This is a genomic window from Lampropedia hyalina DSM 16112, assembly GCF_900129055.1.
Taxonomy (GTDB): domain Bacteria; phylum Pseudomonadota; class Gammaproteobacteria; order Burkholderiales; family Burkholderiaceae_C; genus Lampropedia; species Lampropedia hyalina.
The window spans coordinates 20,635-29,647 of sequence record NZ_FQUZ01000036.1 but is presented as its reverse complement, the minus strand read 5'-3'; the positions used below and the strand labels follow the sequence as shown (position 1 = coordinate 29,647).

Below are 9,013 nucleotides of genomic sequence, written 5' to 3'. Positions count from 1 at the left end.
CGCTGTGCGGTTCATCCCCGCTGACGCGGGGAACAGACTTTCTACATTTTATTGATTTATCAACAAAAATTAGAAAGCATAAATTCTACCGAAATTTTTAATTGTTAAAGAGCAGGCTTTTCGATAGGATGAAAAGCCACTAGATGAAGTCCGTCAAACTCCACAGGTAAGCGGCGATTGGGTCCCAGCGTCTGAAATTCGTAGCCTGATTCATGGTTGCTGGCCCAGGCCATGACCACATTTCCGTCTTCATGGCCTTCTTTGAGCTGTTCCCAGATCATTTCCCTGGTGCGGCGGGATACATCGCCTATGTACACTCCGGCGCGTACCTCGAGCAGCCAGATGGCCATGCGCCCTCGCAAGCGTGGTGGTACGTTTTCAGTCACTACAACCAGAAAGCTCATACACAGTTCCAGTCATTGGGTGCGATGTCCGGCATCCCCAATGGTTTCTGCATTTGGAATAGCCGGTAGAACGGATTCTGGCGGTGCTTCTGGGGGCTTGATTTCGCCTGCGGCCAATATCTCTTCGATAGTCGGAATGATTCGACCCAGTAGCTTGCTACTGCGAAACAGATCGCGGCAGCTCAACCGCACTTCTCGCTCGGGCTGCTGTGGTGACTTCGCGGCAATGCGGAATGCCAGTGGGACGACCGTCTCAAACTTGAATAAATCCGCAATGTCATAAACGAATGACAAGGGTTTTCCGGTGTGGATAAAACCCACGGCTGGTGCGTATCCGGCAGCCAGCACGGCAGCCTCCGTGATGCCATACAGGCAGGAGGTGGCGGCAGACAGGCAGCGGTTGGGTATGTCGGCAGCGTCCCATTGGCTGCGATCGTAGTTGCGGGCACGCCAATTGACCTTGTATTGCTGTGCCAGCATTTTGTAGGTTTCGCGCACGCGCACGCCTTCGATGCCGCGCAGTTGCTCCACGCTGCGGCGTTGTGGGGCAGGTTCGCCAAAGCGGAACTCGTACATCTTGCGTACCACCTTCAAACGCAAGTCATCATCCAGAGCCAATTTAGCTTGGTACAGCAAACGATCCGCCCGCGCCCCGCCCGGCTGGCCACTGGCATACAACCGCACACCCGACTCACCCACCCACACCAGCAAGGTGCCCACGGTGGAGGCCAGATGCACCGCCGCATGCGAAACGCGCGTACCCGGCTCCAGCATGATGCAGGCAACAGAGCCGACCGGGATGTGCATGCGCACGCCGTTCTGGTCGATAACGACGAATGCACCATCTTGCACGTCGATCTGGCCATACTGGATGAAGACCATTGAGATACGGTCTTTCATGGGCAGGGGTTTGATGGATGGGAGCATCAATAGTACCCTCGACGTTTACACACGAGCCAGACTCAACAAACCACAACCAAAGGCTTTTCCAGGGCCAATACCAGCCTGCACAGCAGTGTGCAAACGGGTTGTATCCGTTGCTTGCAGAATGCCTTCGTAACAAGCGCGTTGCAGGCTCATACTGGTTTGCCCCTTGCGGGGCTTGAGGATGTCACTGGCCGTGACGATTGCAGTTTCCACAGCAAAGCCATGCCGCTCGCCCTGTCTGGCAAGCCATGCCAATTGCGCTTCTTCCACTGCCAGTCCGTAGCGTTTTCCTTCACGGGTGACGGTGGGGTTGGCGAACAACCTGAACCGGTATCGCTGTTCTGGTGCAAGCCAGTTGTCCAGTACCCAATTCTTGCTTTCTGGAAGCCTCTTCAAGTAGTTGGGCAATGCCTGCAAATGGCTCCAATCTGCGGCTTGTTCAGATTGCACCAGCAGCACCGGCGGGGTGCTCCAGCTTATTTGAGGCTCCAGCCGCCACAGAAAACGCGGCGGGGTTTGCTGTTCATCGGCCACAAATGCGCGTACCAATGTGCGGTGCATGTCATAGGGGTTGCCCAGATCACGCCGTGCCTGAGCGTTGCGTGAATCAAGCCACAGCCGGGTCAGATACATGCTCGCCTCCCACGGTTAAAAAGCTGGATTTCACAAAACGTGGGCCAAACCGGCGTTCGGCAAACGGTGCGACGGGCTGATCGAGCCGAATGGCACCTTCGGATTTGTCTTCCAGCAGGGTGCGCACACGCTGTGATGCTTGGGCTTCTATCAGCAAAGGCCACTGCACCAGTGCCTGTTGCAACGGGGCATCGACTAGCGCATCAGGCAGGTACACCGGAGCTGAAGGGACAAAGCTCTTGCGTCCCAGTGCCAGCGGCCAGAATGGTTGGCGCAAGGCAGTATGGATGCACTTCAACAATCCGCTTTCACCTTCCAGACCAACCAGAAATACCGCATCGGATAAATAGAAGCGAGGGCTGACGACAGGATCACTTCTGAAGCCCCCAGTAGCTGTACGAATAGATTTTCTTTGTTTTTCCAGGTCACGATCTCCCCCAATTGTTTGGTAATCCCGCATGGGTACACCTTCACGGTCCACTCGAACGCCCATGCGCAAATCGGCTAAATCCTGCACTGGTTCGCTTCGGTCACGTCCCAAAGCGGCGCACACCAAGCCCAGCACCCCGGACTTGGATGGCTCCAGTTGGGTATCACGTTCATCGAAGCGACTGGTCGTGCCCCATGCCTGCATCGGGCCTTGCAGGCGCAGCAGTAATGTGGCCATGCGTTACTCCCCCAGCTTGCTGTCGATCAGGGCACGCACTTTCTGCACCAGTTCGGGCAGACTTCTGGCGCGCTCGCCCTTGCCGTCTGGCCAGTGTTCGGTCAGGTCGAGAAACAGCCATTGGTCGTTGGCATCGGCATAGACTGCACCCAATTTGTCGTCATAAGCGGCAAGACGTTCCACCGATTGTTGGGTCAAGGCTTTGTCGGCACGGGGAGCAACAGGTTTCTCAAAGGCATTGGCCAGGCTCAGTGGTGTGGCATGGCGCAGGCTCACGCCGATGAATTCCGGTGCATTGTGCGCGGCAAAACTGTTTTGTTTGCCGGTGGGTATCGCTCGTACCAGAGCTTCGGTAAATGCTGCCACGGCAGACAGAGCCAGTTCCTGGTCATCTTGAAGATTGCTGCGCAGCTTATTTACGTCAAGGACGGCATAGCGATAAAGCGTGGCGGAATTAAACTCTGTATGCTGGATATGTGCTGTACTTGGCTCGTCAGGATCAGCGCGATCATCGACCGCAGTGAAGTAATCAAATTCACGCTCCACCCGGTGGGTGCTGATGGCATGGGCAACCTGGCAGGCAGCATATTGATTGACCGCCGGAAGATCGGCCAACATGCGTCCAAACAAGGCCACATCCACTGCCTTGCCGCCATCAAGCAAGGTTTTGGCTTGTCTGACGATGTCTGAAGGCAGAGCAGCCTTGCTGTCCTTTTTGCTTTTTTTATCGGCACTCACTACCAGAGCATCCCAGTGCTGCTGGATCAGTGCAGCAAAGGCCGCTACTTCACTCTCTCCCAGAAACAGCAGGTACTCGGTTTTGCCATCATCCTTGAGCTTTAAACCCGCTGCCGCCAAGGCGACTTCGATTTTTCCTGCGGCCTCTTGCGGGTCACGGTCGCTCAATTTTTCAAGCAACAAAGTTTTGAGTTTCTTGGTGCGAATGCCGCGATTCTCCTGAGGTAGCAAATCATGTTCTGCGGCTGTCAGGCGAATGGAGCGTTTCAGGCATTGGCTGCTGACACGTGCACGGCGTTGCCCGCCAAAGATTGCGTCTTTGGGTGCGCCGGTATCGTCACGATTGAGGTTGGAAGGTGCGAAATTCTGGATCAGATGGAATTCGAGGAACAGGCTCATGGTCACTTTCCTTTAGGAAGCGTTGGCGGTATCAGGTTTGGCTTGGGTTTCTACTTCGGCTTGTGCTGCACGATAAAAATCACGCGCCCAGCGTTGGCGCAGACGGTCTGTATAGGCGTTGGGATTCATCCACTGGGATAGATCAGCCAGCAACTGAACGTAATTCAGGCCGATGTCATCGGCGGCCAGCAAGCTGATGGCCTGACGCAGATAGTCGAAAATATTTTCGGCATCGGCTCCCAGCAACGCGACAAAGCGGTTTTCGATGCTGGTGCTGTACTCTTTCTCGCTGCCTGCTTTGCGTTTTCTGGCCAGTTGCCCGAAAGCCGCCGCAAAAGTCTGCGCGGCGGTTTCGGGATGGCGTGCAAAAAGCCCTGCCACGGCATACAGGGCCAGCCGCCGGGCATCGCGCTCGTGGGTGGCCGCTCCAGCAAATCGTTCCACATACGGGAATGCCTTGGGATAGGCTCCCGGTTCAAACGCCAGGCTGTGGCGTAGTGCCGCCAATGCGCCACGGTCACGCTCTCGCAAGGTCATCAGATATTCGACAAATGCTTTGGCGTGATCGTCTTTTAGGGATGAATCGCTCACTCGGCGGTCTCCTTTTCGAGAATGGCAGTATGGGTTTCAGGAACCTGCTTGTTCAGCAAGCCATAAAAACGCGGCAGAAATTTGGCATCGGCTCGCAAGGCACGGGCAGAATAACCCAAGCCCTGCGTCACGCGCTCCCAGGTCAGCCGGGCACTGCGACGCAAAGCGGTGTTCCAGCATCGATCGGCTTCTTCAAAATGTCCTTCTGCCAGTTGCAACAATATCTCTGGCAGCGTTTGTTCGGCAGCAGTGAAATAACTGGAAGTCAATGGCCCGGCCTCCAGCACACTGCGGGCACGGCTGCGTGTGTCTTTATGGTTCGGCTCTGGCATGGATGCGGCCAGCATGCTGATGGCAAGGCCGCTCATGTCCTTGAAAAGGGTTTCGGCACGCTCCACCATAATGCGCAGGTAAGCCGCACGGTCGGCATCTTCCAGCAGTGAGACTGGCAGGCTGATCTGTTCGGCACGCCAGCGTTCAATCACCGCAGGACGTCCAAATCTACTGGTCAAACCAGACACCAACAGTGGTTGGTAAATCCTGTCATCACTGATTTTTTGATGCAGATCTATGGCATGGCTCAAGACAGCAGGCGGCAAGCTTTGCTTGCCAGGGTTGGGAACCAGCGCAGGCAGATCGCGCCACAGGGCACGCCCGCCCCTGAAGGTAAGTCGTACAGGACCATCACTGCCCGCGCGAAAACTCGCCATTGGGTCGGGGGCATTGGGGTCTTCTCCCAAAGCCCAACCTGCCGCAAAACGCAGCCAGCGGATGCTGCCGTCTTCATCTGGCAAAAACAGCACCGCACGGCTTTGGCGAGTGTAGCGGTCATTGGCTCCAGTGGCCAATACGGGGGCACCACGCAATTGAGCCAAAGTCAATGGTTCGCGCTCCCAGGCAGGCAGATCGTGCTCTGCATTGCGCGAGGATGCAGGGTGCAAGGCCAACACTAAAGTTTGCGCCAGTGTCTGGCCTATAGGAATCACAGCAGCGGTATTAGCCAAAGCCCCCGCATTATCTGAAGTTTTTAAAATTTGAATCAGTCCTGGAGGAGCAAACTGTAAAAATCCAAGTAAAGCTCCAATAGCTTGATTAGGCTTAATCGGAGTTGGCTTTTCATCATAAGAATGGTCGAACACTACCGGCGTGTTCCCACTGGCACTCGCCAATGAAATCTGCGTCCAGGGCTTGCATTTATCACGGGTTTCTTCAGCCGTTCCCAAGGCTGCTACCTGCATGAACGGATATTGCGGGTGGAACAGCCAGAAGCGTTCACGCCACTGTTCCAGATAGGCGTGGATGGCAGCGACTGGCAAACCATCCCGATACCAGCGGGCACGATCTTTCGTTTTCCACTGCCCAAATTTCAAAGTCAAAGCGCGGTGGACTATTGCCAGCAGCAAGCGATATTGCGCCACCAAATTAGGTGGTGCTGTTTCGGCCAAGGCCACAATCTCGCCACTGCGGGTGAATACATCCAGTAATCCAAGTTCAACGACCTGGCCATTGGCCAGTCGCACCGGTAGCCAGGGTTCGTCCAGCAGATTGAATGTGTAGCTCATGACTTCCTCTCCGACTGTTTTGATTAGCCAGAGCATACACTAATCAAAGGTTAGATGGTCTATGAAAATTTTTCTGCTACTATTCGTCCCAGTCCCCGGCAACAGGGATGACCCGGTTAGTTGGTCGATAGCTGCTGACCCAAGCCCAATTCCCTGCGTCAGCAGGGATGTGCGGGAGGGGAGACCCCCTCCCGCTTCTCATATACCAGCCCCAGTTCCTCATCCAGCCGTACATTCAGTTTTCCTACTTTATAGCAACCATCGACCAACACCAGCGGATGGAAGTACCGCAGCAAGGCGTTTTCCGTGAATGACACGGGCAACTGACCGTATTGCCCCGTCTGGAAATGCTTGACCAGAGCAGTTTTGGACACATTGATCTGGCGGTTGTACAGCAGCCTGGCGGTTTCGCTGTCCAGTAACTGATCGGGCTGAAACAGGGTATCGCCGACCTTCCAGCCGTTTTCTGTAGCAGCGACAGGAACCAGGGTGACGGTATCCCGGCCCAGGCGGGTGACGTTGCGCAGATCGTCGCCCTCCTCGTTTCCACGCGGCTTGCCGCCATAGGCATCACCAAGCTCTGCCAGGCAATCCAATGTGATATTCATCGCCAACTGACGCTGCCGTTTTTGTTGCGCAAGATGCTCACCATAGGATTCGATCTCGATCTGATTCTGTACGGTCTCTTCCAGCCCTTGCGGCAGTGGCTCGTCGCCATACACCCACTGCACCAGTCGCTCAATGTCGTCTGGCAAATGCAGCACGGATTCTTTCCGCAACAAGGCCCAGGTTCTTCCCAAAATGTAAGGGTCGTACACAAAGCCCCAGGCGGTTTTTTTTAGATCGGGAAATTCCGGATTCAGCCCGGCCACCCAAAGCCGTGCGTCTGCATGTGCCTGTGGCCTGCATCGAATATGGCGATGCAAACGCCCTGCGCGTTGCAGCAGCAAATCCACCGGAGCCAGATCGCTGAGCATGAAATCGAAATCAATGTCCAGCGATTGTTCCGCTACCTGTGTGGCCACCAGCAAGGCTTGTTGTGGACGATTTTGTGACTGTCCAAAAAGCTCCAGCACTTTTTGCTCATGGGCACGGCGTTCATCTGCCGGAAAGCGGGCATGGAACAGCAGCAGTTGCACATCACGTCCCAAACGCTCACGCAGCAGTCGGTAGAGCGTTTGCGCCCGCTCCACAGTATTGACAATGACGGCCCCACAACCGCCAGCAGCCAGCAATTCGATGGCTTGATCCGCCATTTCCTCCACGCTTTCGCCCAAGCCATGCAGATGAATCGGTGACAGTAGCCAGGCTGAAAAATGTTCGCCACGCACACCAGCGTCATCGGCCAGAATGACACGCGGATAGGCCAGTGCAGGAATTTGCGCGGCATTCACGCCCCAGGCTGCCAGCAATTCATTGCGTCGTGCCTGCGGCAATGTGGCACTCATCAGTACCACCGAACTGCCCAGTGCCTTGAGCCATTGCAGCAAGGCAACCATCAGGCCACTGGTATAGGTGTCGTAGGCATGCACTTCATCCAGTACCACCACGCGATTGCCCAGCCCCCACAGGCGTACAAAGTGGTGCTTGACATTCAGCGTCGCCAGCAGGGCCTGGTCAATCGTGCCCACGCCATAGGGTGAGAGTAGCGGTCGGCGGCGTTGCGAAAACCATGCCGAGGCCGATAGCGTGGCTTCGCGGGAGTGGTCGATGTCTCGCAATTGCAGCAGGTCATCGTTCATGGCCGCTGCCCCATGCACCAGTTGTACGTCGGCGCGGCCTGCCACGAAGCTCTCCAGAAAGGTCAGTTTGCGCTTGAACATGGCATTGCCTGTGGCCTGGGTTGGCAACGCGACATACAGCCCCCGGTGCCCGTTGGCGGCCTGCAAGCGCAAGTGTGCCAAAAAGGCCAGTTCTGTTTTGCCTTCCCCCATTGGAGCTTCCACCAGCAGCAAGGATGGCCCTTGTGCCTGCTGCAACAAGCGATCACCGACGGTTTGCAATGGCCGTGCCGACAGACTCTCCTTGCCTGCCACCTGCGCCAACAGCGTTTCGGTCGCAGCCGAAGCATTCAGCAATGGCTGGAAAGGCTGCCATCCCGCCTTGTCCAGAGCCTGAAAGGCAAGCTGCCGGGCATGGGCAAAATAAGCCGCCAGACCATCGTGCCCCCGCTCGCCCAGGGGAAACCATTCGGCGTTGGAGGCAATCCAGTCCACAGTGCTGGTTAGACCAGCCAGCCAGTTCACGACTGGAAGCTCCAACTCATCCAGCGTGGGCACACCCTGCGGGGCCAGCGTTTGCCAATAGGCATCAAAAATGGCCTGCCGTGCCTGCTTCCATTGGGCTGGCTCATTGATGGGCTTGGCATCGTTGATTTCTGATGACAAAAATTGGTAGCCATGATGCGCGCCGATGGCTTGCACTACGGCCTTGACCCAATCTCTCTGCACTCCACTCGCCTTGCGAAGCAACGGCCCCAGCAAGGCTACCGTGGCGCATGAATGGTTATCTACCGTGCAGGCTGTAGACGGAAAAGTCAGGCCGCATGCGATGTCGGCCTGCATTCCCTCCTGCCACTTGGCTTGAAAACCGGGAATGGCCTTGCCGAAATCGTGCAGCCCAACCAGTGCAGCCAGCCAATGCCGGGTGTGTTCCAGCGGCAAGCCTAGACGTAAGCCAACCCAACGTAAGCTGGATGTAGGCTCCATTTCCAGAATTGCATCAGTTACTGCGGCTACGTCGAGCAAATGTGTCAGTAATCCGTGGCCGCTGTTTTCGCCGCTTTTGGCCCAGATCAATCGGGCAAATCCGGGGATTTGAGTGAATCTCATCAATGTATCTCCACTTGAACACACCGCAGCCATTGTGCCCGTTGGAGATGGCTGGCAGGGGCTGAAAGCCATCGGTTGTGCTGCATGGGTGGGTGGTTTTCGTTTGCATGGTGGTGTGTTTTCTATGGCCTTTTTTGGCGATATTTTTAATATCTGTCCCTTATTTTTACAAGAATGAAGTAGTGGTATTTATGTAGTTGTCTGACCCCTATTAATTTTTTGGGTGTGGGGCAAAAAATCGCGCTATTCTGTGCAGCCTTC

At 55.7% G+C, this 9,013-nt stretch carries 9 protein-coding genes; 1 reads left to right on the top strand and 8 read right to left on the bottom strand.

Annotated elements, in window-relative coordinates; all coding sequences use genetic code 11:
- Positions 1 to 104 precede the first annotated feature (104 nt).
- From cas2e to BUE21_RS12435, 8 genes are all read right to left on the bottom strand, one after another.
- Positions 105 to 404, bottom strand: a complete 300-nt coding sequence (gene cas2e / locus BUE21_RS12470; protein WP_073356983.1) for a type I-E CRISPR-associated endoribonuclease Cas2e — start codon at positions 402 to 404, stop codon at positions 105 to 107.
- Between the two features lie 12 nt (positions 405 to 416).
- Positions 417 to 1,304: a type I-E CRISPR-associated endonuclease Cas1e gene (cas1e, locus tag BUE21_RS12465; RefSeq protein ID WP_073356988.1), complete on the bottom strand. Its 888-nt coding sequence runs from the start codon at positions 1,302 to 1,304 to the stop codon at positions 417 to 419.
- Positions 1,305 to 1,349: 45 nt separating this feature from the next.
- Positions 1,350 to 1,964: a type I-E CRISPR-associated protein Cas6/Cse3/CasE gene (gene cas6e, locus BUE21_RS12460; RefSeq protein WP_073356982.1), complete on the bottom strand. Its 615-nt coding sequence runs from the start codon at positions 1,962 to 1,964 to the stop codon at positions 1,350 to 1,352.
- Positions 1,939 to 2,631 carry a type I-E CRISPR-associated protein Cas5/CasD gene (cas5e, locus tag BUE21_RS12455; RefSeq protein WP_073356987.1) on the bottom strand — a complete coding sequence of 231 codons (693 nt, stop codon included), beginning with the start codon at positions 2,629 to 2,631 and terminating at the stop codon, positions 1,939 to 1,941. The genes cas6e and cas5e overlap by 26 nt, the downstream gene beginning before the upstream one ends.
- A 3-nt stretch (positions 2,632 to 2,634) precedes the next feature.
- Positions 2,635 to 3,768, bottom strand: a complete 1,134-nt coding sequence (cas7e, locus tag BUE21_RS12450; protein ID WP_073356981.1) for a type I-E CRISPR-associated protein Cas7/Cse4/CasC — start codon at positions 3,766 to 3,768, stop codon at positions 2,635 to 2,637.
- 12 nt (positions 3,769 to 3,780) lie between these two features.
- Positions 3,781 to 4,359, bottom strand: coding sequence for a type I-E CRISPR-associated protein Cse2/CasB (gene casB / locus BUE21_RS12445; protein WP_234971152.1), 579 nt, complete (start codon positions 4,357 to 4,359; stop codon positions 3,781 to 3,783).
- Positions 4,356 to 5,921 (bottom strand): type I-E CRISPR-associated protein Cse1/CasA, encoded by a 1,566-nt coding sequence (gene casA, locus BUE21_RS12440; protein ID WP_073356979.1) that lies wholly within the window; start codon positions 5,919 to 5,921, stop codon positions 4,356 to 4,358. The genes casB and casA overlap by 4 nt, the downstream gene beginning before the upstream one ends.
- 158 nt (positions 5,922 to 6,079) lie before the next feature.
- Positions 6,080 to 8,752 (bottom strand): CRISPR-associated helicase/endonuclease Cas3, encoded by a 2,673-nt coding sequence (locus tag BUE21_RS12435; protein ID WP_073356978.1) that lies wholly within the window; start codon positions 8,750 to 8,752, stop codon positions 6,080 to 6,082.
- Between BUE21_RS12435 and BUE21_RS14565 the strand changes: the two genes are divergently transcribed.
- Entirely contained in the window at positions 8,742 to 8,930 is a 189-nt protein-coding gene (locus BUE21_RS14565; RefSeq protein ID WP_143164523.1) for a hypothetical protein, read from the top strand. The genes BUE21_RS12435 and BUE21_RS14565 overlap by 11 nt on opposite strands.
- Positions 8,931 to 9,013 lie beyond the last annotated feature (83 nt).